Annotated in this window: 28 protein-coding genes; 3 read left to right on the forward strand and 25 right to left on the reverse strand. The window is 61.1% G+C overall.

Annotation, left to right across the window (positions count from 1 at the left end; translation table 11 throughout):
- Window positions 1-5: 5 nt before the first annotated feature.
- Entirely contained in the window at window positions 6-1,532 is a 1,527-nt protein-coding gene (locus AC1RHV_RS10320) for an FAD-binding oxidoreductase (protein ID WP_175161895.1), read from the forward strand.
- A gap of 568 nt (window positions 1,533-2,100) precedes the next feature.
- Here the strand turns inward: AC1RHV_RS10320 and AC1RHV_RS10325 are convergent.
- Entirely contained in the window at window positions 2,101-2,385 is a 285-nt protein-coding gene (locus AC1RHV_RS10325) for a hypothetical protein (protein WP_173146369.1), read from the reverse strand.
- Window positions 2,369-2,671: a hypothetical protein gene (locus AC1RHV_RS10330; RefSeq protein ID WP_080551133.1), complete on the reverse strand. Its 303-nt coding sequence runs from the start codon at window positions 2,669-2,671 to the stop codon at window positions 2,369-2,371. Before AC1RHV_RS10330 ends, AC1RHV_RS10325 begins: the two co-directional genes overlap by 17 nt.
- A gap of 580 nt (window positions 2,672-3,251) precedes the next feature.
- Between AC1RHV_RS10330 and AC1RHV_RS10335 the strand changes: the two genes are divergently transcribed.
- Complete coding sequence (locus AC1RHV_RS10335) at window positions 3,252-3,719, forward strand: hypothetical protein (RefSeq protein WP_254241742.1); 468 nt, start codon at window positions 3,252-3,254, stop codon at window positions 3,717-3,719.
- 1,097 nt (window positions 3,720-4,816) lie between these two features.
- The gene (locus AC1RHV_RS10340; protein WP_302053203.1) at window positions 4,817-5,035 is read left to right on the forward strand and encodes a CrpP-related protein; all 219 of its coding nucleotides are present in this window, start codon (window positions 4,817-4,819) and stop codon (window positions 5,033-5,035) included.
- Window positions 5,036-5,081: 46 nt separating this feature from the next.
- On the opposite strand, the gene AC1RHV_RS10345 is transcribed toward AC1RHV_RS10340, so the two are convergent.
- From AC1RHV_RS10345 to AC1RHV_RS10455, 23 genes are all read right to left on the reverse strand, one after another.
- Entirely contained in the window at window positions 5,082-5,309 is a 228-nt protein-coding gene (locus tag AC1RHV_RS10345) for a DNA-3-methyladenine glycosylase (protein WP_173146368.1), read from the reverse strand.
- A gap of 66 nt (window positions 5,310-5,375) precedes the next feature.
- On the reverse strand, window positions 5,376-5,894 hold the full coding sequence (locus tag AC1RHV_RS10350) for a lysis system i-spanin subunit Rz (RefSeq protein ID WP_217278777.1): 519 nt from the start codon (window positions 5,892-5,894) through the stop codon (window positions 5,376-5,378).
- The gene (locus AC1RHV_RS10355) at window positions 5,891-6,421 is read right to left on the reverse strand and encodes a hypothetical protein (protein WP_492300639.1); all 531 of its coding nucleotides are present in this window, start codon (window positions 6,419-6,421) and stop codon (window positions 5,891-5,893) included. The genes AC1RHV_RS10350 and AC1RHV_RS10355 overlap by 4 nt, the downstream gene beginning before the upstream one ends.
- Window positions 6,418-6,717: a phage holin family protein gene (locus AC1RHV_RS10360; protein WP_217278776.1), complete on the reverse strand. Its 300-nt coding sequence runs from the start codon at window positions 6,715-6,717 to the stop codon at window positions 6,418-6,420. Before AC1RHV_RS10360 ends, AC1RHV_RS10355 begins: the two co-directional genes overlap by 4 nt.
- 1 nt (window position 6,718) lies before the next feature.
- Window positions 6,719-7,066 (reverse strand): putative holin, encoded by a 348-nt coding sequence (locus AC1RHV_RS10365; RefSeq protein WP_173146365.1) that lies wholly within the window; start codon window positions 7,064-7,066, stop codon window positions 6,719-6,721.
- A 71-nt stretch (window positions 7,067-7,137) separates the two neighbouring features.
- The gene (gpJ, locus tag AC1RHV_RS10370) at window positions 7,138-10,914 is read right to left on the reverse strand and encodes a TipJ family phage tail tip protein (RefSeq protein WP_492300642.1); all 3,777 of its coding nucleotides are present in this window, start codon (window positions 10,912-10,914) and stop codon (window positions 7,138-7,140) included.
- Window positions 10,911-11,504, reverse strand: coding sequence for a tail assembly protein (locus tag AC1RHV_RS10375; protein ID WP_460360983.1), 594 nt, complete (start codon window positions 11,502-11,504; stop codon window positions 10,911-10,913). Before AC1RHV_RS10375 ends, gpJ begins: the two co-directional genes overlap by 4 nt.
- Window positions 11,501-12,283, reverse strand: coding sequence for a C40 family peptidase (locus tag AC1RHV_RS10380; protein WP_492300644.1), 783 nt, complete (start codon window positions 12,281-12,283; stop codon window positions 11,501-11,503). Before AC1RHV_RS10380 ends, AC1RHV_RS10375 begins: the two co-directional genes overlap by 4 nt.
- A 2-nt stretch (window positions 12,284-12,285) precedes the next feature.
- Complete coding sequence (locus AC1RHV_RS10385; RefSeq protein WP_492300646.1) at window positions 12,286-13,014, reverse strand: phage minor tail protein L; 729 nt, start codon at window positions 13,012-13,014, stop codon at window positions 12,286-12,288.
- Window positions 13,015-13,018: 4 nt separating this feature from the next.
- On the reverse strand, window positions 13,019-15,700 hold the full coding sequence (locus AC1RHV_RS10390) for a pyocin knob domain-containing S74 family peptidase (protein WP_492300648.1): 2,682 nt from the start codon (window positions 15,698-15,700) through the stop codon (window positions 13,019-13,021).
- On the reverse strand, window positions 15,700-16,035 hold the full coding sequence (locus AC1RHV_RS10395; RefSeq protein ID WP_165867964.1) for a phage tail protein: 336 nt from the start codon (window positions 16,033-16,035) through the stop codon (window positions 15,700-15,702). The genes AC1RHV_RS10390 and AC1RHV_RS10395 overlap by 1 nt, the downstream gene beginning before the upstream one ends.
- Window positions 16,036-16,040: 5 nt before the next feature.
- Entirely contained in the window at window positions 16,041-19,049 is a 3,009-nt protein-coding gene (locus AC1RHV_RS10400) for a phage tail tape measure protein (RefSeq protein WP_492300650.1), read from the reverse strand.
- A gap of 20 nt (window positions 19,050-19,069) precedes the next feature.
- Entirely contained in the window at window positions 19,070-19,387 is a 318-nt protein-coding gene (locus AC1RHV_RS10405; RefSeq protein WP_492300815.1) for a DUF1799 domain-containing protein, read from the reverse strand.
- Window positions 19,388-19,455: 68 nt separating this feature from the next.
- Window positions 19,456-19,869 carry a hypothetical protein gene (locus tag AC1RHV_RS10410; protein WP_492300651.1) on the reverse strand — a complete coding sequence of 138 codons (414 nt, stop codon included), beginning with the start codon at window positions 19,867-19,869 and terminating at the stop codon, window positions 19,456-19,458.
- A gap of 79 nt (window positions 19,870-19,948) precedes the next feature.
- Complete coding sequence (locus AC1RHV_RS10415) at window positions 19,949-20,887, reverse strand: phage tail tube protein (RefSeq protein ID WP_447060009.1); 939 nt, start codon at window positions 20,885-20,887, stop codon at window positions 19,949-19,951.
- Between the two features lie 51 nt (window positions 20,888-20,938).
- Window positions 20,939-21,130 (reverse strand): hypothetical protein, encoded by a 192-nt coding sequence (locus AC1RHV_RS10420; protein WP_124260410.1) that lies wholly within the window; start codon window positions 21,128-21,130, stop codon window positions 20,939-20,941.
- 15 nt (window positions 21,131-21,145) lie between these two features.
- Window positions 21,146-21,565: a hypothetical protein gene (locus tag AC1RHV_RS10425; protein ID WP_054453576.1), complete on the reverse strand. Its 420-nt coding sequence runs from the start codon at window positions 21,563-21,565 to the stop codon at window positions 21,146-21,148.
- Window positions 21,562-21,849 (reverse strand): head-tail joining protein, encoded by a 288-nt coding sequence (locus AC1RHV_RS10430; RefSeq protein WP_492300653.1) that lies wholly within the window; start codon window positions 21,847-21,849, stop codon window positions 21,562-21,564. Before AC1RHV_RS10430 ends, AC1RHV_RS10425 begins: the two co-directional genes overlap by 4 nt.
- Window positions 21,850-21,871: 22 nt before the next feature.
- Window positions 21,872-22,873, reverse strand: a complete 1,002-nt coding sequence (locus AC1RHV_RS10435) for a major capsid protein (RefSeq protein WP_310531382.1) — start codon at window positions 22,871-22,873, stop codon at window positions 21,872-21,874.
- 75 nt (window positions 22,874-22,948) lie between these two features.
- On the reverse strand, window positions 22,949-23,299 hold the full coding sequence (locus AC1RHV_RS10440) for a head decoration protein (RefSeq protein WP_492300655.1): 351 nt from the start codon (window positions 23,297-23,299) through the stop codon (window positions 22,949-22,951).
- Window positions 23,300-23,310: 11 nt separating this feature from the next.
- Complete coding sequence (locus AC1RHV_RS10445) at window positions 23,311-24,399, reverse strand: head maturation protease, ClpP-related (protein WP_492300657.1); 1,089 nt, start codon at window positions 24,397-24,399, stop codon at window positions 23,311-23,313.
- An 11-nt stretch (window positions 24,400-24,410) separates the two neighbouring features.
- Window positions 24,411-25,931, reverse strand: a complete 1,521-nt coding sequence (locus AC1RHV_RS10450; protein WP_310531377.1) for a phage portal protein — start codon at window positions 25,929-25,931, stop codon at window positions 24,411-24,413.
- Complete coding sequence (locus tag AC1RHV_RS10455) at window positions 25,928-26,134, reverse strand: phage head-tail joining protein (protein WP_043544039.1); 207 nt, start codon at window positions 26,132-26,134, stop codon at window positions 25,928-25,930. Before AC1RHV_RS10455 ends, AC1RHV_RS10450 begins: the two co-directional genes overlap by 4 nt.
- Window positions 26,135-26,157: the final 23 nt, after the last annotated feature.

Consider the following 26,157-nt stretch of genomic DNA (forward strand, 5'->3'; position numbering starts at 1 on the left):
GACGTATGCCTTCCAATGACCCTATCGTAGATTTCGCCCATGCGGCGGCGGCCGAGCTTGGCGCGGACGCGATCTCACTGAGTGACGACGTCCTCGGACGCTATGGCGAACATACCCTGCCCTGCGCCGACGTGCGCCCCGGCGCGGTCGCCTACCCCGACTCGACCGAGGCGGTGCAAACGCTGGTGCGCCTGGCCAATCGCTTCCGCGTTCAGCTCTATCCCATCAGCAATGGTCAGAACATCGGTCTGGGCACCCGCTCGCCCATCCGTCCCGGCCAGGTAGTGGTGGACCTGGGCCGGCGCATGAATCGCATCCTGGAAGTCAACGAGACGCTGGGCTATTGCGTGCTCGAACCCGGCGTGAGCTTCCGCGCCATGCACGACGAGCTGCAGCGCCGGGAAAGCAAGCTGATGATCTCGCCGACCGCAGGTCCATCGCAGGGCAGCATCCTCGCCAACGCCCTGGACAAGGGCGGCGGCAGCGGCGCCTACGCCGATCACTTCGGCATGAGTTGCGGCATGGAAGTTGTGCTCGGCAATGGCGACGTGATCCGCACCGGCGACGGCAGCCTGGCGGGTTCCTCGCATCCCAACTGGCACGTCTCCAAATACAGCTTCGGCCCCACGCTGGACGGCCTGTTTTCCCAATCCAACTTTGGCATCGTCACCCGCGTAGGCATGTGGCTCATGCCCCGGCCGCCGCATATCGAACCCTTCTTTTTCACCTTCCCCGACGACGAAGATCTGGGGGAGATCGTCGAACGCATCCGTCCGCTGAAGCTCAGCAATTTCGTGCCGACGCTGATCCGCGCCACCAACGACCTGTATCTGCTGTCCTCGGCGGCCACCAACCCCGAATACGCGGCCAGCGGCGGCAAACGCGCGCTGTCCGACGAGGGCCGCGCCGCGCTGCGCAGGCAGTATGACCTGGGATCCTGGACCGTATCAGGCGCCGTGTACGGCGCGAGTCGCGCCGCCGTACAGCCCCAGATCGACCGCATCGCCCAGCATTTCCTGGCCTCGGGCAAGGGACGCCAGATTCCCCTGGAGGAAGCCGAGGACATCGGCCCCCTGCACATCGCCATCAACTCCAACACCGGCGTGCCGACCGACAGCGAATTGAAGATGCTGGGCTGGCGCCCGGGCGGCGGCGCGATCTGGCTGTCGGCGGGTTCCCCGGTCGCGGGTGACATCGTCAATAGCCTGCAGGCAGATGCACGCCGCATCTGCCGCGACCACGGGCTGGAATACCTGCTGTCAAACGTTTGCGGCGCCCGATTCGCCCGCGCCATCCACGCGATCATCTACAACCGCGAGGACGCCGACGAAACCGCCCGCGCCGATGCCTGCTACCGGACACTGGCCAAGCTGTTCGCCGATCGAGGCATTTTCGTGGGGCGTGCGCCGACGATGTATCACGAGTTCCACCAGGCGCAGCGCATGCCGGAGCTGGTGCGAGCTTGCGCATCGATCAAGGCGGCCCTGGATCCGAATGGGGTGATTGCGCCGGGGAAGTACGGTATCGAATGAAGATATTGGCGCGGCAGGAGGGGCTCGAACCCCCGACCTCAGGCTTAGAAGGCCCGTATGAAATTGCCATAAAGCATTGATATAAAGGGGTTCTTCTATTTTTGCGTTAGAACAATTGTGAAATTGACACTACGGCGTTATGCGGCTCTCAAGCCGTCTGTTCTAACGCAGAATGTCCTACTTCAAACGACGCCAGACCGAACACGGCGGATGCTGGACCTGTACCCACCGGCACGGAGAAACGACCAGCCATGGGCGCAGGCGATTCTGCCCCGGGGCTCATCGTTCACGATAGCCCCATTCTTCCCAGATGAAGGATGCGGATAGCCTAAGTTTTCGATGCCGCATCCGTTCATTGAACGTACCCCACCCTCCTAGCATCCGAATGAACGAGCAACCGTCGCGCCGGCCACGAGGGGGAAGCGATCCCGCTGCGTTTATTGTTGCCTCCGGCCGGCACATCCGAGGTCGCAAAGGCGAGTGACTCTATACTGGCCCTCCACCCTTCCAGCAGGAGGCGCGCATGTGTTGTGCCGCATTTCCCTGAATGCGAGCGATGGCGCCGAGCTCAATTTAACGAGCCTTGCCTCCCTCGCAAGAACATCGCGACCTTCCCCTTCAACAGCGCAGCATCATACGTAGCCGTGCTGAGCGCGCCCTGCAACACCATTCTTCGAATGTCGGTCGGCACTTCGTGCCAGATGCTCAAAATTGCTGCCCCAAGGCACGCGATGACTCGCCGCTCGCCTTCGTCAAGCACCCCTGGATCCAGCAACTCAACGAATGTGGGAAATTGCACCCCTCCTTCATTGAGCCAGCGCTCAATATCAGAGTCATCATGATCGTGGCTCATGTCTATCCCCTGAAAAAAAATCTCCCGCAGCAAGACGCGCAATCTTTACTTTTAGTACCGACTTGTCGAACGCTGCCTGAGCAATCTCACGATTTAGCATCCGCTGGCGCGCATCAACTGGAAGGTCGTCCCACAGGCTCAAAACGGACGCCCCCAGGAAGGCCAAAATCCGACACTCAGACGCCTCGAACTCCTCGATAGCAAACGAGTTGGCAAGAGAGGCAAGCTGCGATCCCCCCTCATCGTCCCACCGCTCCAGTGCTTTCACACCCATTGACTGTGACATGGCAGCCTCCAAGACGGTTGCATGAAGTCAGTGTAGAGCAGGTACCTCCACAGGTCTTACGCTTGTTTCAATTCAGTCGTAGGTCCTACGTGCCATTGAGCGTACTTTGAATACGTGGCACTCGCCACGACAACTAAAGAGGCACACATCATGACATTCCCCACTCGCTTCAGCGCAGCTGGCCCCCCCACTCAACCTGGTCAAGGCGACCAGCCCAACAAGCAGCAAGAGCAACAAAGTCAGGAGCAAAAAGAAGAAGCCGCGCGTAAACAAGCGCAAAATGATCCGCTAAAGCAGCGCCCCCCTCAGTAGGCGTATCGCACGCGTTCGGCCTAAATCCACGGAGTACGCAGCTGCCTAGCTGCGGATGGATGGCTGAAAGCTTGTGAGCAGGCGCTGACTCGTCGCACGATTGCGAGAGCCAGCGTTGTCGTGATTCGATCTCGACCCACGATAATTCTGCGCTATTCATAGGCCACGATACAGGCCGACCGGTCCCCAAATTAGAACTTCGATTTGATCGACTGCTTCGCCATATCGCGGCCGTATCGCGCTTCGATTCATTTAGGCCGATCCGATCATGAAGCTCTTCACTAAGTCATTTTTACGCGTCATTACTGCTTGCCGGAAATTCGTCTCACCCGGGACGTCGTTGAAGCATCTCGATCCCCCCCGCGCACAGCCCTCAACCCCGGACGCTGCAATTCTCTCGCCTTGGCGCGTATACAGGATCTACGCTCGCCCAGGACACCTGTTGCTTAGGAATGAGCAAGGCAGGATTTTTGACCTCGGCGTCATGAAAGGGGCCGAGCCCAATTTGGCCTACCGCCTGTTCGCACGAGGCCTCACGGGCCGAGGGTTCGCTTCGCGCACGCTCCTGCTCGATGACATCACTCGTCGAATTGAAGCTGGAGAGGTTGCGGGGGAACTGCTTGACCTACCCGAGTGTACGGCAGCGCCAGGAACCGACCTGGATCGCGGTACGCACGCCGACGTGTCGATGAAGTTGACGCGAGATAGGCTAGCACTTGATCCAATTCGCAGCTAATTGGTCTCGGGCTTCGGGGGGAATCCGAGACGTCAACCCTCATCACCGGTATCGGACGATACATTTAAGTTGCGAGCGACACGTAGCCCCCTGAGCCATCTACTGCGGGCGGCAAGGATAATTGTATCGCGACACGACATGTGATAAATAGATAGCCGTACGCACTGACGACACTTCTGATTCGCCCATCTACGTTGGCCGAATTGGCCTCACAGGATTGGCTTCTGGAGGAATGCATTATGGCGCCGGGACCCCGACTATCGGATGTCATTGTCAAAATGCCGGATCGTTCTACCTGCCGTGTTGAGCGAAGGCTCGTAAGCAACCGCAGCGCAGATGGCAAACCTGTTACACACTATGTCTGTACCTTGCCAACCGGAGACCTCGTTACGTGGCTATCCGGCGGCAAATACCGCATGCCCGATGGAACTGTAGGTATCGCCGTCGCACATAAGCGGCCTGAAAGTGAAAGTTAACGCCGTTTCCTACTTTGCGCCACACATTGTCTTGCTGCTGAAACGTGCTTTGGCGCAGCGTCCGCTGCCTTCCTCCTTGTGAAATCGTACTGCAGGATGAGTCGCGAATATGAAGGGCTCGCAAGGGCTTGAAATCGCTCTCGATAGCGCAGTAGGATTTTCTTTGCGGGACCTTTCTTGGCGTTCGCTTTCACCAATCACTTAGGAAATGACTATGGGTAAGTACGACCCGCACTCCCCCTTTCTGCGAGGTGAAGAATCGGCAGAATGGAAGGACAAACTGCAAGATCCACATGCCACGCTTCTTAGGCCGGCCGGAAGGGTGCAAGTCCAGTCGGCCGAAGCGGAGCTACATCAGCACATGAGACAGGTGAGCCGCCGTCCGGGCTATGGCCACCTAGCCAACCTGCTGCACCATACACACCGAAAACACTGATCTACATCTCTCGCCTCCCGCCATCGAGCTGCGAATCCTCATTTCGTCCGGCCTGATACCGTGGCGAGGCCACTCGATGACCCAGAAAAAAATGCCTACATCTCCATACGACTGCAGCATTGCGCATGGCGTAGGCTGAATTGCATACTGAAAGCTCACAACTTTTGGGGGGTACTACCATGCAAATGGACATCCAGAAGCTTGGGGCGCTTTCGGCGCGAGTTGGTCTGACGCTGCTCGATTGCCCCTTCCTCCGCGCGCGGGCCATGCCCGGCCATACAGGGGAACGCCCGAGAGAGTGGCGAGCCAAGGTGGACGCTTGGGAGGACGGATGGAAGTCGGAAGTTGAAAAGCGACGCATGATGGGCCTGCACCGACGCTCAACAGGCTCAAAGAGGGCATAACTCCCAGCAACCAAAAAAAGCGCCCCTCCTTAGGGGCGCCCTTCTTTCATCTGAGGGGAACTGCATTCCGCCTATAGTCTTCACACCGCGCCAGCGTGCGATAGAAGTCCGCCCCTATGCCCATCAATTCCGCAGTTTCATTGGCGCTTAGCCTACCTTCAATACGGACGAGAATCTCCGCATACGAGTCCAAGACATCTGCCCAATCACCAAATCCTAATTTTTCCAGGCGTGGCAACAGGATCATCATAGAAACAAATTCGTCGCGTGTCATGGCAGCCCCCAAGTAAAGTGTATTTTCTGCAGCAAGCGCCATGCCAAAACCTACGGATGACTTAACCTATCTTAAACGAATTTGACAAGCCTTCAGCTGTGCCGTCAGTCGCCGGATTCCTGCCCGTAGGGCGAAATAATCCGATCGAGCAGCTGGATCAAGTTCGGGGCGGGTTCCATTACCCATGCCGGCGCCGGCTCCGGTTTTGGGCACTCCACCGCTGGCGGCGGGGCAGGCAGCAGCGACGCGCAGCCGCTGGCGCCCAGCGTCAACATCAGCACGCAGACGGTCATCCTCAACTTGGGCATTTCGCATTCCTCCATACGCAGCCCACTCGGCCTTCGCGTTTCGTTCGTTGATTTCCCCCACGACGGCGTAGCGCCGCAGCAGGATCTCGCGCGCCTGACGCTGCGACTCGGCCACGCGGTCGGACTCGTCAGCACGCATCGAGGCGACCACCGCGCCATAGCGCCACCCTTGCGCGGTCCAGGCCGCACCGCCGACGATCAGCGCGCCGGCCAGCGCCGCCGCGGTGTAGCCTTTCCAGCCCATCAACGCGCCGACAACACGCGCTAGGCCGTTCACCGCGCCACCTCGGCGACTGCCTGCGCATAGTTGCGGCCCCACTTGGCGCGAAGCTCTGCGCGTTGGGCGGGCGAGCCCCGGTCGTAAGCACCGGGCCGCCAGGTGCGCAGGTACAACCGCCAGGCGCCCTCTTCGTCACCCACAAGCGGCAGCCGGCCCGGGTCGCTCCACAGCAGGAGACGGGCCAGGCCGGCCGCCAGCACGTCGTCATGCTCGATGGCGTCCCAGATCGCGGCATCGCGCGCGGGCACGCCCCGGGCCTGGTAGAGGTGGGCAGCCGCGGCGCTCGTTGCCGCGTGCAGCCGGACGCCGTGCACCATGCCGCCACCCTGCTCCGCTTGCCAGAAGCTCTTGGCGGGGCCAATCGGCCGCGGCGGGCGGCCGACCAGTTGACGGCGGTCCACAAAGCGACTTTCTTGCAGACCGGTAGCCAGCAACTGGACACGCGCCGCGGGCGTGTCCATATTGGCCGGCAGCAGCGCCAACGCCGGGTTGATCGCCCCAGCGACAATTTCTTTCAACGTCATGAATTGACCCTCACAATGCACGCCACATTCCCCTGGGCGCGATACACCAACACGGCGATCAGTACCGCCACCACCGCCTGCCATACCGTTACAGGCTCATGCCGCACAAGCACATCCAGGGCCTGGCCGCCAGTGCCCACGATGAGGAGGTAGGCCAGCCACGACATTCCGCGGCGGAACCGTGCGCCGTTGCGCCGGTACAACAGCAGCCGCACCGCCGAAGCGAAATTCGCCACCACAAACAAAAGGGCCACCAGATGCTGGTGGCCCATACTGATCATTTCGGCAGGTTGCATCTCAGCTCCCCTTCTTGAAGACCGTGGTGAAGTCGAACGTCTTGATGCGCTCGATTGCCGCCAGAGCGATAGTCACGATCAGCGCAGCAGCACCGAACGCCGCTATGGCTGTTTCCTTGACAGGCGTCAGCGCCACTACATCCGGTGCTGCCAGGTAGCCGATCACAAATGAAATCGCCCAGTAGATGCCGCGCGACAGCAATCCGCCTTCCTTGCGCGACACGACGAAGAGCGAAGCCCCGGCAAATGCTCCGATGAGAGCGTTGCCATCAATCCCCGGCAGCAGGCCCGCGAGCGTCACGCCCGCGGCGGCCACCGCCACAACACCTGTGCTTGCAGGTTCTGCCATCACTTCTCCCTTTTGAAATTTCCAGCAATAGAAATGGCCCGCCGAAACGGGCCCATGCAATAGCCAAAGGCTTAGCGAACGAACGAGAGCAGCGCCAGATTTCCCGAGACAGACACAGTGCCGGTGCCTGGTCGAGGGAATACCAAACTAATGGTGTGCAACCCAGCAGGGATGTTGGTCCGGATAGAACTCCCGGACTTCGTGTTTTCCTGCTCGCTTGAGGTGTAGTTCACTACAGGCACCCTGCTCACTTCGGCACCATCAAAATAGAGCCGCACGTATTCGGCCACGACGACCTGGGCCGAGCTCGATTTCGCCGCAAACTCATAGCTGATCAACGCGGAGCCCGCTGAAGGCAGATTGAACGTGATGGAAGCCGAATTAGCACCGCTGCCCGCCCCGAAATTCAGGTTCAAGGGGACGGCGTTCCCGGCCGACACCGCCCCATTTTGCAGCTGAAGAGTACCGACCTGGGCGAAGCCAATGTTCGCCGTCTTGACGTAGGCTGTCTCTATGTTCGCCACCTTCGCGGCGAACGAGTTGGCATCGATGCGGTCAGCGCTCATGACGCCTGTTGTCACCTTGGCAGTGTCCAGGCTTTCCACATTTGCACTCTTTATCCACGCAGTGCCAATCAGGGCCTGGCTCATGAAGACCTGCCCGCCCTGGATGACGAAAGGAGACGTGACGTTGCTCCCGTTCGGGTGCAGAACCGCGAATCGATCGGCCATCACCAGTACCTGGGGTTCGATGACGCCGCCCGTGTTTTCGACGCCGACGCCTATTCCAGCCATGTAGCTGCGACCGCCAACGGAGGTCTCAGCCTTGATGGTCCACATCGCCGCCAAGTCGCCGTTTGTCTTGGCTATTGCCTGACTCGTCTGCTGAACTCCCGCAAATGCCTGATCCGCCCTTCCGGAGGCTGCGTCTGCCTTACCTGAAGCAGTGTCGGCAGTCGCCTGCACACTGGTGACGCGCCGGCCCAGCGTCTCCGTCTCGTTCGCCCGCGTAGTCGATTCCTCCTGAATCAGCGAGGTGTTTTCGTCCACCTTGGAGCTCACGGTGCTGAGCGTCCTCGCCATCGCCTCATTCTGGGTTTGACGGATCTCCTCCTCATCGGCAATCCGCGTTTCCAGAACCGGGATTTTCTGAATCGGGGCGAGTAAATCCTGAGCCAGTTGCGTCTGGGTGATCTTGCCGGTGAGGTATTCGAGAATTTCCCCCGCGTCCGAGCTTGCCTGACCGAGCACACCGTTCCCCGCCGGATAGCGCGGACCTGGTACGCCATTCCGATCACGCAAGATGGCCCAAAAGTACAGTCGCGCGCCGGCAGACAAGCCCATGAGCGTCGTGCTGTCTTGTGGGAACGCATAGTCCCCCAACTTCTGCGCCGACTCGAACTCTGGCGAGGCGCTGTACCAGATCTCCGTTCGCTCAATGATTGACGGTCCAGCAGGGAAGCCCCAGCGCAGCCGAATAGCAAACACCAACGACGTCGGAATAAGGCTCGTTACCGCTGGCGGTGGGGCCAAGATCCCGTCCAGCTGCGTTAGCAATGACGTGGCCCAGATGGACGATATATCCATTGGATTGAACGCCCTCACTCGGCACATAAAGCCGCCAGCAAAGATGTTCTGAACCTCTATGCTGGTAGACCCAGTCGGCGGCAGGCTAATCCATTCGGAATTGTCCCGCCGCCACTGCACCTCGTACTTCACGGCGCCCTCGGCAGCAGCCCACGAAAAAACCGCCGTATGGCTTGCAATACCCTGACTGATCAACGGGTAGGAACTGATGGTGACGTTGGTCGGTGGCGGCTGAACACCGGGGGGAACTACTGTGATCGGTACGGGATCCAGGCGAGTGCCAAAGTCCACGTTGTCAAACTTTCCAGGCTCGTGTTGAATGGCCGCGATTTCCGCGATGAGCCCTTCCTTACGCTTCACACTGATGATGCGAAAGCGCTGCGCAGACAGCACCTCAGATTCTAGTGTCCACACGCATTCGGCTTCCGGCACCTCGGAGAATGGCGCTGTTACCGTGATGATGAGGACCATTCCCGGCACGCCGAGCATATCTGCGGTCAACTCCGTGGAGTCAACCGTGAAGGTCGTCAAATCTGCAGTCAGACCTTGCCCCACTGCTGCGCTGACAATCCGGGTTTCCGAAACTCCGCTGGGCAAATTGACGGCCAGGCGATCCCCCGGTCTAACCCCCAGCGCAGCATCGACTGTAATAACGGTAGAAGTCGCCGAGTGGATGCGCCCCCCCACTCGGCGCCCTGCCAGGTGTTGATCCGCGATCCGAACAATGCTGCCGGGACGTACACGACACGCATCAAGCCCGACGGAGAATGATACGGACCTGGTTTCCATCCGCGAGGTGAGCAGAAGCCACTTACCGACCCGGTTAGCTTGACCGCGAGAGGTGCAGCCAAACGCGCTTACCTCGATCTGCTTAAGCCCAAACCGCGCCAGGCCTTTACGATCTTCGACATACTCAACTTTCTGCCGCCCCATGTCTGAAAGATCATTCCAGGACACAAGGGCTGCGGTATAGCGAGCATTCAACGAAGAGCCGACGTAATTAAATCGGCCGTCGATCACGTTGGCCGACGTGAAGGTATAGACGGGATCGCCGGGCATATCTGCGACGGCAAAGACTGACGAATTCGCCCAGTACGTCATTCCCCGGAACACCGACGCCAGGTCCTGCAAAACCCGATACGCGTCCGCGGCTGTCTGCAAATAGCAGTTGCAGGTGAAGCGTGGCTCTTGCCCGCCAAATCCATCGGGCACCAGTTCATCGCAGTACCGGGCTATCTGATACAACCCCCACTTATCCAACCAGCCGGAGGGTATGCGCTCACCCAGGCCATACCGATCATTGGTCACGAGGTCATAGAAAATCCACGCAGGGTTGTCAGTCCACGCAAGCTTGAATGTTCCGTCCCAGGTGCCCGCGTATGCGCGCCGATCCTCGTCATAGTTCAACGGGACGCGGATGATTCGTCCCTTCCAGTCATAGGATCGCGCGGGTATTGATTGGAACTGGGAGGCATCAAGCTTGATGCCGACCAGAGCAGACATCGGGTACCTAAGCTTCGCGTCTATTACCTCCGTAATCCCATCTACATAGGTTCGATCAGAAATGACACTGCTATTAGCGTTCGCCGTAATTCGCCGAACTCGCACCGACCAGCCAGATCGCGCGGCCGGGAGGTCAATTCGATGCGATCGCGAATAGCGTTGCGTTGTCTTCCCGTCAAATGCACTCGCAAGCGCGAGCTGGTAGACACCACCGTCCGCACTTACTTCGATCTGGTACTCAACGCGGTAGCCGCCGATATCTCCATTCGAGGTGTTTGCCTTGCTCAGCCCCGTCACAGCCAACGTGATGCGCACAGCCGATAGCTGCAGGTCTGTGATAGTTCGTACCCACGGGCTTCCCTGGGTAAGCTCCACATTCACCGCACTGGTGACTTCGGATGCAGGGAAGCCCGGCAAAGGCTCTTGCGTCTGCGTTCCTGTGCGATAGTCAATCGCCATGTTCGGAAAATTCACCGAACCATCCTGGTTCGCTCCCGGCGTACCATCCAGATACACGTCACGCAACGCGCCATCAGGTCCATGCGCCGGACCGAACACCTCGCCCTCAGAGATCAGATCGACGACGCGCGCAAATGCGGTGCTGTGCAGGCTGTCTGGGGCCTCGCGGGGACTCCGGCCGCCTCCTCCGCCTTTCCCGCCACCGAAACCCGTTATGGGCTGCAAATTGCTTGCCGAGACGCCAGAAACGACAAGGGCGCCGTTGGGCGCCCTTGTCATTGCAAGATTATTTGCTCTCATACTTGGTCCTCGGCGTAAATACCGGCCGATATAACGGAACTTCCAACGATCATTCGCCCGTACAAGAGAGGCACCGGATTGCCTTGGGCCATCGTGTTCACTGGACCGTTAAAGTTGTAGGAAGCGCCGTTCTCAGGGCCGTCAGCACTGCTTAGCCCCTGCTGCTGAGGCGAAAGCATCTGCACCACCCCCCCCAGCGCCATCGCCGCGCCAATTTTCATCATCGGCGTACCAATCGGGGCGCCGACCCCGGTGTATGTCAGCACCGCTCCGACAACGATCAGCACCGCGCCCAGAATCGTCTGAAATAGACCCGCGCGCTTTGCTCCCGCAAGGACAGGAGCTATCCGAATCGGCTCTCCTCCAACCGGATACTGCATTTCCTCCACGCCGATGTTTCGGTTGCCTACGAAGCACGCAAACTTCACACCATGTGCGTCGCTATTCGCCAGATCGCGCTCAAATCCGGGAAGCAGTATGCATAGGGCCCTGATCGCTTCCGCCGGGCAGTTCACGGCAAGCCAGTGGGTTCGTCCGTACTTCCCCCCGAGCCGCCCATAGATCCGCACCTCTCTCAGCGTCTCGGTCATTCCACGCCCTCATGACGAAGGATCAATCGGGTTGCCTCGCGCCAATAGCCGCCGTAAACCACACGTTCGGAGTCTCGCCCATACAAGTGATGCAGCATTGCATTTGGAATAGGAAAGAGATCAGGCGCTTCCTGCAGCGGCCGGTCACCGATGAACATGCCGGAGTGGTTGACTCGATCCGAGCGGATCTGCATCAGCACCACATCGCCGAACTGCGCCCTTTCGCCTGCCGCAAGAGGTCGAAAGCCAGCCTCGGCATAGTGGTCCATGTAAAGATCGCCCTCCCTGCCCGGCTCCCACCAGCCATCATCCCGACGAAAATTCGGCAGAATGATGTTCAGTTCCCGAGCGTACCCATCGCGGATCAAGCTGTAGCAATCCAGAACCCCGTGAGCAAAAGGCCGCCCCAAAAGTGGCGCCTCGTATCCCTCAGGAGCAAAGCTGACCAGTTGGCGCGTCTCTACATGACCGGCCTCGGAACGGCCAACGGCAACAATGAACCAAGGCACCTCGCTCTCTTCGCACGCAACACGATCCGCTTCATGGATCAAGAGGGGCTGTTGGTCCGGATGGGAATGAATCACTGCCTTGAGAGTCCCGGCATCGGCCGCAGCGGTGTAATCCCGAGGATCCATAACGAAATGTTCAGCGCCTGTCGCGAGATTCCTGCACGGCCAATAGATCTCCCGACGAGCCACCTGCACCACTAGGCCACAACACTCGCGCGGGTACTCCGCCATCGCATGAGCACGGATGGCGTCAATCGTCTTCTTCCGCATGGTTATCCTCGAATGCGGTCCGCAGAAGGGAAGCCGCCGAAATTAATCACTTCGTACTCGCCGAAGCGCTTCTTGCAGTCGCTCAGCAACCCAGAACATCGATCGCGCGCTGGGTCGGAAACGGGATTCCCTTCCACATCGAACATGCGAGAGCCCGTATATCCGCAATAGGGCCCGCGATAGCCGCCCCTGGTGAGCCAGCCGCAAACACCGGCGATGATCTGGCGACCAGGGAGTTTTTGGCCGTTGAAATCTAGAGCGCTCGACAGCTCAAACTCCACAACCTCGGCAGTTTCAGCCGTCTTCTGCTGGACAATCCACACCTCAGGCGGCAACTCTTCCTCGGACGAGGCGGTCGGATTTCCATCTGGAAAATTTCGCGCATCCAGATATTTCCCAAGTGTTCGGCGAACGACCACGCGGGCACCGACAAGATCGTCCAGCGCGATGCAGAGGGCCGAAATCACACCAGGAATGGGGTTGCCTGCGGCGTCCAGCCCAATATTGCCTACAGACAGAGTGGGGGTCGGCTGTTGCCCCTCACCCACCTGCTCAAACCCCTCAGCCTGGATAGCCCAGGGGTCGTATTGATTCCCTTGCCACCAGATTGGGCCTACCTGGGCGTATCCGTGAAAGCGCTGAAGCGTGCCCCCAATGCCGGTGGCGTCCAGCTCGAACAAGTCGACCAACTGGCCGACCTCCAGCTTTTGAACATCCGCATAGATCCCCATTGCACTACTCCGGGGTAGCGGGCGAGCCCGCGGCTTCCAGTTGCGCGATCCTGGTGTTGGCCGTCACCAACGATCTGTTGGTTTCCTCCAGCATCTGGGTCAGGCACTGCACCGCAGCCACCATGTCGGGCATGATGCGTGACATGTCCACGCCCTGGTATCTGGGCACCTCCGGCGCATCGGGACCGCCAGGCCCAGCCATCATCTCGTCCTTCTTGCCCACCACCGCGTTGGGGACTTTCTCTTGTAGTTCGTGCGCGATGAAGCCCCGCTGGATCTCGGAGCCTTCCGGCGCCTCATTCATACGGAACAGAATGGGACGCAGCGCGTTGATGGTGGCCAGCGAGTTCTCGGGGTCCAGGTTCCCCAAATCGGTCTTGGCCCGATAGTCCGAGGTCGTGGCGTAGGTCGTGGTCAGCGCCTGCGTCGAATAGATGTAGCCTGCCACGCCACCTGTGGAGGACTGGAACTGGATGGCTGTGGAATCCAATGCGTTGACTGGACGGGTCACAATGCCGTACTCCAGGCCGCCGCCGTTGAAGGAGACGTGGAGCTTCGTTTGCACGTTGGGCATGATGAAGCGGCCAAACTGCCAGCGGCCGTCCTCGACCACGCGGCCGCATTCCCCAGTCGCCGACGAGATGATCAGATTGGGGGGAACCGCAGCAGTTCCGTGTCGGCTGAAAAGCAGGTAGCACGCGGACGAGCTGATCGACAGGCCCACGAATTGCGAATTAGCCGAGTCGGCACCCCGCGCAATAAGCCCCGCGACAGTCCCGCCTGAACCGGGTACAGCTGCCAGATAGGTATCCCCCGAGTAGGACATGAAACGGTTGCCCGTAGACGACGCCTGGCCAGGAAATTCGCCCATTACCACCGCGCTTGGCTTCATCAGCAACACGCCAGTAAGCGGGGTCTGGGGCGTGTAAGTCGAACCATTCCACTGGTATACGCCAACGCCATCCACGTACACCTCGCCGCAGTCGGCCACGGGCAGGAACGCAGACGAGCTGAGACTTGCGGTGATCTTCCAGCTTTCCCAGGAGCTACCTGCGCCGAACCGCTGGAACACACGAGGCTTCTGGGCGTTACCCAGCAGCGTACAACGCTGCACGATCGCGCCAGAAGAGATATAGAACACCTCCAGGAAGCCTGCACCGACCGTACCGTTATTCACGGGGGGCCAGTTGGCGCCGCCGTTGCCCGTGATGGTGGAGCCAGACTCCCAGGTGTAGAACGTGTTGTCCGCGACGAGCGCGTTGGCATTCACGCCGGCGGCACCCAAGGCCACCCGGTGCATCGCGTCTCGAAGGCGAGCCTGCTCAAGCCACGGCCCCCACAGCTTGGAGGCGCCAAAGCGGACGCGCTTGTAGGTCACCGGGCTGGTTTCGGGGAAAGCAGTGTAGGTCTGAGTGACCTGCAGGTTGCTCGCCTGAGAGGCGACGACCTCCAAAATGCCGGCCAGCTGCACCGGGTAGTTCAGGGCTGGTGTGGCCTCCAGGCTGACGTTGCAGGCGTAGGATCCCGGGGCATCTACCGTATTCAAGTCGACGCCGACCAACGTCTTGGCCAAGCTGCGGCGCGCGTAAGCCGACCCGTTCCAGGTGTACCAACCGTCGCCGTCCACATAAACATCGCCGAGATTCGCTGTGGGCAGGTCCACCACCGCGCTAATCGGTGCGACCACGTACCAAGAGTCCCAAGCCCCGTTGATGCGCGCCCGCTGAAGGCAGAGAGGGCGGCGGCCAACACCCGATAGCAGTTCCAAGCTTTGGATGACGGTCGTCGCGGCCATCACGGCTACGGTCAACACACCTGATCCCGGGATGACCGCAGGCCAGTTAACACCCTGGGACACCACAGCGCCAGCGCCCCAGGTGTAGAAAGTGTTGGCGGCCGTCAGCGTGTTGGCGTCGGTACCGGCAGAGAGGGCGACGTTTTTCATCGCCTCGTCCAGCCTGGCCTGCTCTTGCCAGGCGTCCCAGACAGGCGTCGCGCCGAAGCGCACGCGCTTATAGGTGCGCGATATGCCACCAGAACCGCCGCGAGTCGTGTAGGTCTGGGTGACCTGTAGGTTGCCCGCGGCAGCGCGCTCCACCACCAAGGTTCCTGCCCGCGGCTCCGGCCAATTAAGGGCCGCCGTCGCGTCCGCGTCGCTGTTGATGTAGTAGGAGCCGGGGTCGGTGACCGTGTTCGCGTCGGTGCCGGCCACGACAGGCACCGCGGTCAGGACTGGCAGCTGCTCGCGCGGGATCGTTCTGTCGGCGCCCAGCGATGCGGCACCGTTGGCAGCGCCCAGCATCGAGGCATCGAGCATTCTCACCCATTCAGCCCAGTCGCCTCCAGCGCGAGTCCGCCAATAGCTACGGCGCCCCGTGGTCACGTACCGCTGATACACAAACGACGTACCCGCTGCCACGATTTGCAGCAAGCCTGCGGTACCCTCGGGATAGTTCGTACCACCCACGGCCCCCGCGTTCGCGGACTGGTGGAACGTGCCGGTGGTCGTGTAGGCGTTCAGATTCGCGGACGCCGGAATCTCCACAGTCTTGAACGCGTCTTCCAGCGCCGCTTTCAGCGCCGCCATATTCCGGTTCGTTTTTTGAAATGAATCCCGGTGCGTATCGCCGGTGCCATCATTGGGCGCTTGCCCAACGTTGACGATTTCGAGGTTCACCATGGTCATCAGGGAATGAATTTCTGTTTGAAGGTGACGGCCAACGTGAACCAGCCGCCACCCAGAGGCACAGGGCTGTAACCCCGCTCCATCAGGAAGACCGCCTGCTGCCCCAGGGGCGGCGTCCAAAGGAACCCCGTCCAGGTCCCGTGGCGGTCAAGGAACTTTTTGATTGGCTGGATCTCAGCCTCGGTCCCGAAGAACTCAAGCGGCCAAGACTCAGAGCGGGAATTGATGCCGTCTTCGGCGACCTGCGCGAATCCATCGCCGAATTGCGCGCTCAACCCGCGAAAGGCGACCTCCCCCTTCGGATTCCTCCGGGGGCACCAGGTAAAAATTTCCACGAAGCTCACCTACCGTTCTGACGGTTCCAAGAAGTCCCCCCGGGCCGGTAGGACCGGGCCAGGAGGCGCTCAAACCGCTGGTCAACGAATTCGCCGATTTCCTTGCCGAATTGCTCCAGGCTGGCCGGCGCGTTCGTGCGAGCTCCCTCCCCTTCTTGCAGATAGATCTGCACCTGGACTGGGCGATTGCCTGCCCGCAGGTCATCGCCCGCGGCAGCCTGGGGGAAGTTCGGGATCTGCGCGCGGACACCAAGACTCCCGTCCGGCGCGCGCTTCAGCGGCATGATTGCTTCAGGGCCAGCCTCGGCAAAGACACCTGCGCCCTTCGCGAAGGCGAAGACCTGCGGTGTGTCATAGACCCCGTTCGAATAGGCGGACAAGCTGGGCGACGAGTAGACGTTGCCCTTTGCGTTTGCCACCCAGCCGTTAGAGGCGATCAGCGATCCAATGCCGTCCCCTCCAGCGGCCTGAACACTACTGGCCATAGCCTCCGTACCGGCGGCAGCACCCGATCCAACGCCAAATAGGCTTCCAGCAACACTGGTTACGAACCCGACCATGGCCTGGCGCGCCGCAATCTTTGCGATATCCGCCAGAACGCTGCGGGTGAAGTCCGAGAATTTCGCCTTCCCGGTGGTCACGAAGCTCGCAACGACGTTCTCCATCCCGGTGAACAGGGATGAAAAGACCTGCTGCGACTGCGCCATCAGATTCGCAGTGCCGTCGAGCCAGTCGTTGACAGCAAGCAGCGCGCCGTTTTTCCAGTCAGACTGGATTGCGACACGCTCCTGCATGTACGCGCGCTCACGCTCGACCTGGGCCAGCATGGCCGCATCGATCTGAGCAATTCCCTGCAGGTACTGTGCGGAATCGAGCGCGTCTGCCCCTCCCTCGCGCAGCATCTTGTCCGTGAAGCCATCCCGGATGCGCCGGAATCGGTCCTGGGCCTGATTCACGGAGTCCACCAGGGCGCGATCGTTCGCACCCAGCGTCATGGCGTTGACTTGGCGGTTAGCCTGCAGGTCACGCGTCTCGCGATAGTTCTCGATGTCCAGCTGAGTAGCCCGCAACGCTCCGCGGATCTTCTCCTGGTACTTCTCGATATCGGTGGCCTCTTGCTCCTGGGAGCGAACGATCTGGGCCTCAAGCTCCTTTACGCGGCCAAGGTAACGCTCCCGCTCCGAAAGCTGCTTCTTTCCTCCGGCTATCTCCGCCTGCTTGCGAGCTACCTCCAGCTCATCCTGCAGGGCGGCGCGCTGCGCCTCGGCGCGCCGATGGATGAATTGCTCTTCCGACAGCAGACCGCGGGCACGCTCGCCCTCCAAGCGCGTGGTTTCCCGTCGAAGCTCTTCCTCGCGCAAGCGCGCCTGCGCCTGCATTGCGGCCAGCTGAGCCGAAATTCCGCTTTGAATTCCGGCGCTACCGCCTTTGTCCTCAAACTGCTTTCGCGCTGCGGCCTCCATCGCCGTGACCGTCTGTGACTCGACGAGCGGACCCTTGTAGCCCTGCCCCTTTAACGTCTCCGCGCTGTCTCGGATCTTGGCAAGTGCCTTATCAAGGGAGGCAGCCTTTCCCCCGGGGGTATTTTGGTACAAACCTTCGAGATACTTCTGCGACTCTATCGCCGCAGCGTTCCTCTGCGCATCCATAGCTCGCGCTTTGGCGATGGCTTGCTCGGTCTGCAGCTGATCCCGCGCCATCTGGACGCGCATACGCGCCGACGAAAGCGAAGCCTCCTCCTGCTCGGAAACGCTCGCACCATGCTGTTTTGCTGTGCGAACCACGTCCTCCCGCCGACGCAGCTCCCTTTCCGCCACCGCCAAGACTTCGGCCGCCCCATCGTCTCGATCGATAGACTTTAGGGCTTCCCACGTCCCTTCAACAGCAGCCTTTACGCCCTTCCACGCCCGCTCCAATACGCCTAACTTCTGTGGAGCCTCATTACCTAGGTAGTCATGTAGCGCCTTTGAAGTGGCCTGCATGGCCGCCTCGCGATTGCCAGTCTCCTCCAGCGTGCGGATATAGTCCCATTGCGCCAGATTCATGAAGTTCATGGAGCGGTTGTGCTCTTCCGCCCATTTCGTCACGCCGTCCGGCATCCGCGCAAAATCCTTGGAGATCTCGTCCATGGACTGGCCGGAAGCGCGCTGCAGCTCCACCATCGTGGCGCTCAGGCTAGAAATCGTGTCCTTGGATACCTGACCGGTGGCAACCAGAGCCTCCACCGCTTGACGCGCCTTACCTAGGCCACCGCCTGAAACGCCCGCCACTGCCGCAGACATCTCGCGGACATTCCCGGCCGTAACGCCCGCGTAGTTGCCGGTAAGCCGTATGGTCCGGTTTAGCCGCTCAGTCTCCTGACTTCCCTGATACGCCGCGACGCCAAAGGCCACGGCGGCACCTGCAAGCAACGTCCACGGGTTGACCATGCCCATCAGAGTGGAGCCAAGCGCACGCGCAGCGGGAGCGATCCCCCCGAACATATCTTTCAGCTGGCCGCCCTGCTGCAGCATCACTGTCATGGGCTGCTGACCGCTTTGCAGCGAAACAACGATGTCCGTGATCTGTGCGGGCACACCGCGCAGCGCCGCTGCCGTCTGGGCGGCCGACATTCCATGCTTGTTCAGGGCCGCCGAGCCCGCATTGAGCGCAGTTTCCTGCGCTTTCAGTTGGCCGATCATCGGTGCGGCCTGTGCCGCGACCCCGAGTTCCGCAGCACGCAACTCCAGCAGCTGGGACCGGGTCTTGCCTGCAGCCTGCGCCTGCCGCTCCAGGCTTTGCAGGAATCTTTCGCCAGCGGTCGCGTATGCCTGGGCGCCAGCCGACGCCGCGTTAACAGACAACGACATCTGGCTGGATGCCGCACCCACTCGATCAGCCGCTGCCGCAGCCCGCGCCAGAGAAGCCTCCGCCGTGGCAGCAAACTGAGCCGACGCTGCACTGCCCGCGCCGAACGCGCGCAACAAGTCCGCCTCGTCGCCGGTCATCCGAACGGCAAGGATCTTATCGGTCATATTGATTTCCGGCGTTGCGCCTATTCGTTGCTTTCAAAGACCTCAAGGGCGGCCCGTTCCATCGCTCGCAGTTCGATGAACATCTCGCGACGCACTCGCCGCTTCGCCCGAAGCAGGCGCAGCGTCGATTCGATTTCTGCGGACGGGATTCCCACCCTCACGGGCCGTCCCATTGCCGGCGCCACCCAGGTCCAGCAGTGGCTCAATGCGATGAACGCCTCAAATGTCGGCCAGTTTTCCGGCCACACTTCAAACGCCTTGTCGTCAGACGCCGATGCTGGCCTGGCCGCATCTAGAACTTCCGCTGGCGCGCCTGCTGCCCGAAGCGCCGCCAGCACCTGGTCGTCAGGATCAAAGCCGCCGGCCTGTGATGTGCCAGCTCCTGCCCAGCGCCTGGCGGCCTCGATTAGTTTTTTTTCTGTGCTCCCTGGTGCGCGGAATAGAAGCCGCTGAACAGCGGAGCGATCAGCTCCGGCCAATCCGTAATCACCGCCTGCAGCGATTCCCGGCTGAAGGTGACGGAGTCACCCGCCGCATCCCTCACGCCCAGCCAGTTGGCCAGCTTTGCTCGCACGAACTCGAGGTCGCTCGAGTAGGGATACTCGGGAGCCTGGGAGCCATCGGGCCGCAGGAGGGGGGGCAAGTCCTGGGTGGCGCGCGCCTTGTTGACCATGCCGTCGGTCAGATCAGCCAACTGCTCCGGCGTGTGCCGGTGATACTGAGCGACGAAGCTGATTTCCAGCGGGTCGCCATTCGTGCCGTTGACGACGAGGGAGATAGGGAAGGCAGCGACCGGGCGCTTGGTGACGACGAAGGACATATAGGGCTCCAAATGCAAAATGCCCGGGAGATTCCGGGCATGTCGTGGTAAGAATGGTGGAAGGGCGATAACTGCGGCGCTACCTGACGATGATCTCCAGCTCGTCGTTGCCGACGGCGCCGGGGTTGATGTTCGTGTCCAGGTTCAACATCGTCACCCCTTCCTGGTCCGAGTACGTCGGGTTGGTCATCTGGGCTGTGCTGGCCTTGATTTCGATGATGTGGCCGGCAGTCACCCCATGGGTGATCGACAGTGCTGTGCCGGCGCCGGACAACACCATGGTCGGCCAGTCCAAATCCGCGATCCGCGGCAGTTCCAGAACGAGTTTCCCCGTCGGCTTGCGGTCCGTGATCTCCGCTCCCTCGCAGCCGATGAGCGAGCGCCAGACCAACTGGTTCGCCACGTCGAAGGTCATGGACTGCAAGCAGCCCGAAAAGGCGCCGAGCGACCAGGCCGGCGTGTTCGCCTTGTTTACCGCCTTCGGGATCTGGAACGCGCTGAAATCCACGCCTGCGGGCATGGCGCCGTCCGTGATCGGCACATAGGCGCCCATGAATCGATAACGCAGAACCGGGATGCTCTTGGCCGTCAGATCGAAGGCGACCGTCCCCCGGGCATCCACGATCTTGTGGAACAGGCCGTCCAGGAAGTAATGCAGGGTGATCAGTTCAAAATCGGTCGACACCGGCAAATACCGTGCGTCGGTTCCTACCGTGACCGTCTCAGCGAAGCCGCTGGCGCGCAGCAGAGGCCCCCATGCAGGCGCCTTGCCCGCGGTGCCTGCTCCTGCGAGTTCCACTTCGAATTCGAGCTGAGCATACTGCGTGGTCGCAATTTGCCCGGAATTCCCCATGTAGGGCCGCAGGAGTTCGCGTTCCACGAACTCTGCCGACAGAGGCGTCGCCGTCAGGCTTCTGACCAGCACCGCGTCCGTGGCCCCGGCAGGCTGAGCGGCAGTGCCGGCCGTGGTCTGCAGTTTCGCCAACACGACGGAATTGCGAGTTTTCTTTGCCATCATGGGCTCCAAGAATGAAGGCCCAATAAGGGCCAGATTGATAGCGAGACGGCCCTATCGGGCCTGGCAGCCTGAGCAGGGTTCGGTCCGCTCGATCAGAATTCGCTCGCCGGTAGCCGAATCACGGAGATAGCTCCCGCCGCGGCCATGGTGTTCATCGATCTGGGGCCCGGTCACCGCCTGCGCAGGCTGGGCGATATCGGTACTCACCGGATCGTCGGCGACTGATTTCCTTTCTTTGTTCATGCTTTCTCCGAGAGTTCAGGCGCTTAGGGAGTGCTCATCGGTTTGGTAGGTGATGCGGTAGCGCTTGTTCACAATCTGCCGCCGCAGGTCGCCATTGACGTACTTGGGCTCATCGGTCCCGAACTCGGCAACCTCGACCACGTTGGGGCCGGCGTATGCCATAACGACGGGGTGGGCCTGCTCGAACACCGCCTCTGCGAAGGCCTGATGGTCATCGCCTGCTGTGTGAACGAGGACATGGATTTCACGTACGCGGGTGGCGCGCGGCGGGTGAATGCTCTCCACCGACTCCCCGCCCAACTGCACGGAGATCACCATCGGATCCTCTCTGGCGATTGCCCGTACAGGCGATGCCTCGACTTCGGCGGGGAATCCGGGCGCCGCCTTGAGGGCGGCACGGAGGTCCACCACGTATTGCATTGCCAGCGTGGTCATGGAAGCTGCTCCAGCATCGCGCGCGACCAGAAGCCGTCGCCTACCGCGGTCGGCTCCTGGCGGACTCGGTAGCGGACGCCCCCGATTTCCACCTGACTCTGGTATGCAAGGTCGGGGACGTCGGCGGTGGTGTACTCGATCTCGTAGTCGGTCGAGTGCACCAGGTCTCCTTCGTCGATGACCTGCGGGCGGTCGAACCGAACCTTGAATGGAACGGGAGGCTCCGTATCCAGCAGCAACGCCAGCTCGCGCAGACCCACCGCATCGAAGGCTTCGTCGAACACGGAGTTATCCCATTCCATGACTTCAGGTGCCCATCTTCAGTTTGATGATGGCCTTGGGCCGCGTCGGCAGATGCAGCGGATTGGACTGGCTTTCGATCTCAAGCCCCTTCCCGAACGGCAACGGCTCGACCCGCGTGTAATACGGCAGGCCATCGGTGTTGACCGTTTCCATATAGTCGGCCGGCGCGAAGCGCGTGATGAAGAAATCGGACACGCCATCGGGAAAGGCGTAAGCCTCCTCGTCGCCGATGAAGGGAGCGCCCCCCAGCTTGCCGCGGTAGCGTTCGTAGGTAATGCCGCCGATCTCGAAGGAGTCGGCCGGCTTGCCCCGCAGCTCGGCTGCTTGCGCGGTATTCAGGTACGTCTCGCGTACGCTCTTGTGGTTGATCAGCGTCTTCCAGAAGTCCTTGCCGCACAGCGCGCGAACGCCGCTGGCCGGGGTGGCGCCCAGGGCATCCTCGACCAGATCCACAACGTCGTCCGATTTCTGGCGAACGAGGGTGGTTGCGCTCGTGAGTTCCATCGGGAATTCCTGCTGGACGATGCCGAAGGAATGGTAAACGTCGAGCAACACCGAAGTGCCGTCGGCATCCAGGATCTGCCCCTTGATGCCGCCCACGCGCTGATATTCGTGCGTCAGATCGAGTTGCTGGCGATGCTTCCTCTGGTACTTGGCAACCCGCGCCTCGGCCGATTCCAGCTCCGATTGGCTCCCGAACGCGCGGATGCCCTGGATTTCGTCGGCCAGCATCGTGGAACGTTGCGGCAAGTGCACGGTGTTGAACGGAATCAGCTTGCGGCCGGTCAGGGCGACCGATTGACCGACACCACCACGGGGCTTGGCGGACACCAGTCCCAGTGTCTGGCCGTCGTATTCGATTTGCACCACGGTGGAGGAAACGCCCTCTTCCGAGTAAAGGCCGAGCTTGCCGATTCGGCCCGGGATGCTCTCCAGCTCGTTGATGGCGGCGGTCAAGGCGGAAACCGTGAATTTCTCGTCTTGGAAGATATTGATATCGGCCATGTCAGGCTCCAGAAATAGAAACGGCCGCCCGTAGGCGACCGCGAATGTTGGATAGATGGAGTTGTGTTGGTGGGATCAGCGGACGATGATGCCAGCCGACTGCAGGGCAACGCGCGCCGGCGCATCCAAGCCGACAAGCAGCACGCCCGCCAGTTCCGCGTCACGCGCGATGACGACGATCTGCTGATCTTCGTCGGACACTGGGGCATTGCCGTACAGCACGGCGTCGGCGGTGATCGGCGCGCCGGGGTCCGCCCCCGGGCCGGTGTAGGCGGCATATTTGCCGTCGTCGCCCAGTGTGAGCAATTGCCCTGCAGCCAGGGCGACGAGGGTGGCAGCCAAGATTGCGTTTTCGCGCGAACGCTGGCCGTTGGCTTCGGAGAGGATGAAATCGGCCGTTCTGGCCTGTTGATGGATGAAAGGCATGGTGCTGACTCCTAGTGGGCAGAGAGGGCTTTTCGTTTGGCGTAGATCGCCTGGGGATTCGGCCCGCTCTGCTTCTGGGCCGATGAATTGGTGGGAGGTCGGTTATTGATAGAGTCGCCCGCATCGGCCACGACATGCTCGAACAGGCGCGCACGCGCCTGGTCTACCGTGAGGCCCGCAGACACGAAAGCGGCAGCCTTCTCAGGCAGCTTTGCTGCCAAGCAGATGCCGGCGATCTCTTTGGCTTGCGTGACCCGTTGATCCGCCAGTCCAAGACTATCGAGCGCACCGCTGAGCAGCACACCTTCCGCCAGATCCGCAATCCCCTCTTGTCGGCAGGACGCATAGACACGGGCGGCCAGCGCAGATGCCGTCGGCGCATCCGCCGGAGGAGCCGGGGACGGCTCGGGCTCGGGCTCGGGCCCGGGCTTCGGATTCGGCGCGGGCTCGGGGTCGCTCTCTTCCAGGGACTTGAGCATAGCTTTCACGTCGTCAGGCAGATTCTTGTGCTTTTGCAGCACGGCAGCCGCACTATCCGACATCTGCAGACGCACGGGCTCCTCGATCAGGTCGCAAAATCCCAACGCCTGCGCCTCGAGCGCAGACATCCACGTGGTCGCGTCCATCATTTCGATGATCTTGTCACTGTCCAGTCCACTCTTACGGGAGTAGGCTGCCACCACGCCGTCTCGAATCCGATCCATCATTTCTGCAGTGGTGCGCAGATCCTCGGCCGTACCACCAGTGATGATCCAAGCGTTGTGGATCATCATCTGCGTATTCTCGGGCATGATCGTTGGCTTGCCGGCCATCGCGATCAATGAGGCCGCGGAGGCGGCGACGCCGTCCACTCGCGTGGTTACCCGACCGGCGTACCGATGAAGCGCGTTGTAGATTGCAAACGCGTCGAAAACGTCGCCCCCTGGGCTGTTCAGCGACACCAAGATGTCGGCACCACCTGCCGCTGCTGCGTCCAGTTCTGCGACGAACGCTTCGGCCGTAGTTCCCCAGAACCCAATTTCGCCATAAATGCGAATCTCGACCACGGGCTTATCCGCCTGCGCATTGACGCTGATCGAATACCAAGCCTTCTTTGCCATATTGGCTCCATTCATTGATTGAGAGGGTCGGGGCTGCCGCCCCCTTCGGATCCCGTCGCCTTGCCGGCGCTGGTCGTATGCCGAGGATCGCTATCGAACACAAAACCCTCGGCGTCGGCCGTTTCGTTGTCGGCCCGGAACTCCGCGGCAACATGGTCCGGGTCGTCGCCCTTCTTGAGGATGATTGACGACCGGCTGGTAAAGCCGCTTCGCACCGATTCTTTGTCGGCCTGCACGTCCTGCACAGGGTTGAAGTACGGCCATCCCTGCGGCACCCACAGTACGCGCAACCATTCACGGCGGCGGCGGTGGAAATCTGGCATTGGAAACGTGCCGGACAGCGCCAGCGCATCGATCCAGGCATTCCAGACGGGGCGGCAGAGCTGATGGATCACGCAGTGCCATTGGTATTGCTCGATGAGCCGGTGAAACTCGTTGACCACCACCCGCAGCGTCCGATCGCTGATACCGCGCAAGTCGCCTGTTGCGATTTCATAAGGCACGCCGACAGAGGCAAACGCCCCCATCAACTGCTGCCGCATAAATCCCTCGTAGTTGTTGCCGGCATCTGGCGGACTGGAGAATGTCACCTCTTCACCTGGTGCCAGCTCCTGCATCGTGCCCGGCTCCATGGAGACGAGCGGCGTGCCGTCGTCATCGATCTCATAACCGTCCGCCTCGCCCGTAAGAGGGTTATTCGGATCGGCATCGGGATCCGGTTTGGTGATGAAGCCCGCGAAGAGGTTTGCCACCTCCTGCCGGTACATGACAGCGTCGTCCAAGTTGTCGATGGACTTCAGGCGGAGCAGGACGGTAGCCAGAGAAGTCACCCCCCGTACCTGCCCGGGCCGCAACATTGGATAGGCGTGGATGACCTGCTCGGCTGGCACCCTGACCGTATCCTGCCCAGCCGCGTTTCGACCGAATTCGCCAGGATGACGACGCCACATGTGATAGGCAGTGCGCCGCCCGATAGCATCGAACTCCACGCCATTCACGATCTCGCCGCCGTTCGGCAGGGTAAGCGACCGCTCGACCGGCAGTTGGTCTCCCTCCATCTGCTGCAATTGCAGAGGTACGGACAATCCGTCCTGAGGCCGCCGAGCGCGCAAACGGAACAAGGTCTCACCATCCTGGAAGATGCTGCGCACAGCCAGGGCCTGCATTCCGTAGAAGTCCAGCCTGCCGTCGGCATCGGCCTCCTGCACCCAGTCGGCCCACAGTTCCTTCAGCGCCCGTCGGACATTGGGGTCCGGGTGCTTGGGGTACGGCTGGATCCCCGTGCCGACTACGTTGGATACCCAGCGTGTGGTCGCAGTCAATGCCCATGGATCATTGCGCACGGCGTCGCGCGCGCGGCGACGCTGCAGCCCCAGGTTCTGCGTCGCCGCGGCGTTCGGCCCCGACCCCGAGGGATTCCAATTTCGGGCCCGGCTGCCGGTGGCGCTTCCGCTTTCGTAGCTGCTGCTCATCTGCGCGCTAAGGCGACGAGGCACAAGCAGACTGGAACCACGATGTTTCAGATAGCTCATCGGATCCCCTTGCCGGCGTTGCGCAGCCTGAACTGCCGCGAGCGCCCCTTTCCTTTGCTGAGTTCCCGCTCCACATGGGCGCGGGCGCGCATCAATTCGTCCGTGCTGCGGAAACGCACGCGCTTGCCGTCGTACTGGACCTCCAATTGGCTGTTCGCTATCGCGCGATCCAGCCGTTCCAGGTCCGCCTGGGTGTATGCCATGACCTTGCCTTATTGGTTTCTGT

Source organism: Achromobacter sp. GW823-FHT04E03, assembly GCF_058796095.1.

Excerpts from the sequence above, each read along its gene's own strand:
- AC1RHV_RS10320 (WP_175161895.1), top strand. The coding sequence starts at position 6 with ATGCCTTCCAATGACCCTATCGTAGATTTCGCCCATGCGGCGGCGGCC.
- AC1RHV_RS10325 (WP_173146369.1), bottom strand. The coding sequence starts at position 2,385 with ATGAGCCACGATCATGATGACTCTGATATTGAGCGCTGGCTCAATGAA.
- AC1RHV_RS10330 (WP_080551133.1), bottom strand. The coding sequence starts at position 2,671 with ATGTCACAGTCAATGGGTGTGAAAGCACTGGAGCGGTGGGACGATGAG.
- AC1RHV_RS10335 (WP_254241742.1), top strand. The coding sequence starts at position 3,252 with ATGAAGCTCTTCACTAAGTCATTTTTACGCGTCATTACTGCTTGCCGG.
- AC1RHV_RS10340 (WP_302053203.1), top strand. The coding sequence starts at position 4,817 with ATGGACATCCAGAAGCTTGGGGCGCTTTCGGCGCGAGTTGGTCTGACG.
- AC1RHV_RS10345 (WP_173146368.1), bottom strand. The coding sequence starts at position 5,309 with ATGACACGCGACGAATTTGTTTCTATGATGATCCTGTTGCCACGCCTG.
- AC1RHV_RS10355 (WP_492300639.1), bottom strand. The coding sequence starts at position 6,421 with ATGACGTTGAAAGAAATTGTCGCTGGGGCGATCAACCCGGCGTTGGCG.
- AC1RHV_RS10360 (WP_217278776.1), bottom strand. The coding sequence starts at position 6,717 with ATGCAACCTGCCGAAATGATCAGTATGGGCCACCAGCATCTGGTGGCC.
- AC1RHV_RS10365 (WP_173146365.1), bottom strand. The coding sequence starts at position 7,066 with ATGGCAGAACCTGCAAGCACAGGTGTTGTGGCGGTGGCCGCCGCGGGC.
- gpJ (WP_492300642.1), bottom strand. The coding sequence starts at position 10,914 with ATGAGAGCAAATAATCTTGCAATGACAAGGGCGCCCAACGGCGCCCTT.
- AC1RHV_RS10375 (WP_460360983.1), bottom strand. The coding sequence starts at position 11,504 with ATGACCGAGACGCTGAGAGAGGTGCGGATCTATGGGCGGCTCGGGGGG.
- AC1RHV_RS10380 (WP_492300644.1), bottom strand. The coding sequence starts at position 12,283 with ATGCGGAAGAAGACGATTGACGCCATCCGTGCTCATGCGATGGCGGAG.
- AC1RHV_RS10385 (WP_492300646.1), bottom strand. The coding sequence starts at position 13,014 with ATGGGGATCTATGCGGATGTTCAAAAGCTGGAGGTCGGCCAGTTGGTC.
- AC1RHV_RS10390 (WP_492300648.1), bottom strand. The coding sequence starts at position 15,700 with ATGACCATGGTGAACCTCGAAATCGTCAACGTTGGGCAAGCGCCCAAT.
- AC1RHV_RS10400 (WP_492300650.1), bottom strand. The coding sequence starts at position 19,049 with ATGACCGATAAGATCCTTGCCGTTCGGATGACCGGCGACGAGGCGGAC.
- AC1RHV_RS10410 (WP_492300651.1), bottom strand. The coding sequence starts at position 19,869 with ATGTCCTTCGTCGTCACCAAGCGCCCGGTCGCTGCCTTCCCTATCTCC.
- AC1RHV_RS10415 (WP_447060009.1), bottom strand. The coding sequence starts at position 20,887 with ATGATGGCAAAGAAAACTCGCAATTCCGTCGTGTTGGCGAAACTGCAG.
- AC1RHV_RS10420 (WP_124260410.1), bottom strand. The coding sequence starts at position 21,130 with ATGAACAAAGAAAGGAAATCAGTCGCCGACGATCCGGTGAGTACCGAT.
- AC1RHV_RS10425 (WP_054453576.1), bottom strand. The coding sequence starts at position 21,565 with ATGACCACGCTGGCAATGCAATACGTGGTGGACCTCCGTGCCGCCCTC.
- AC1RHV_RS10435 (WP_310531382.1), bottom strand. The coding sequence starts at position 22,873 with ATGGCCGATATCAATATCTTCCAAGACGAGAAATTCACGGTTTCCGCC.
- AC1RHV_RS10440 (WP_492300655.1), bottom strand. The coding sequence starts at position 23,299 with ATGCCTTTCATCCATCAACAGGCCAGAACGGCCGATTTCATCCTCTCC.
- AC1RHV_RS10445 (WP_492300657.1), bottom strand. The coding sequence starts at position 24,399 with ATGGCAAAGAAGGCTTGGTATTCGATCAGCGTCAATGCGCAGGCGGAT.
- AC1RHV_RS10450 (WP_310531377.1), bottom strand. The coding sequence starts at position 25,931 with ATGAGCTATCTGAAACATCGTGGTTCCAGTCTGCTTGTGCCTCGTCGC.
- AC1RHV_RS10455 (WP_043544039.1), bottom strand. The coding sequence starts at position 26,134 with ATGGCATACACCCAGGCGGACCTGGAACGGCTGGATCGCGCGATAGCG.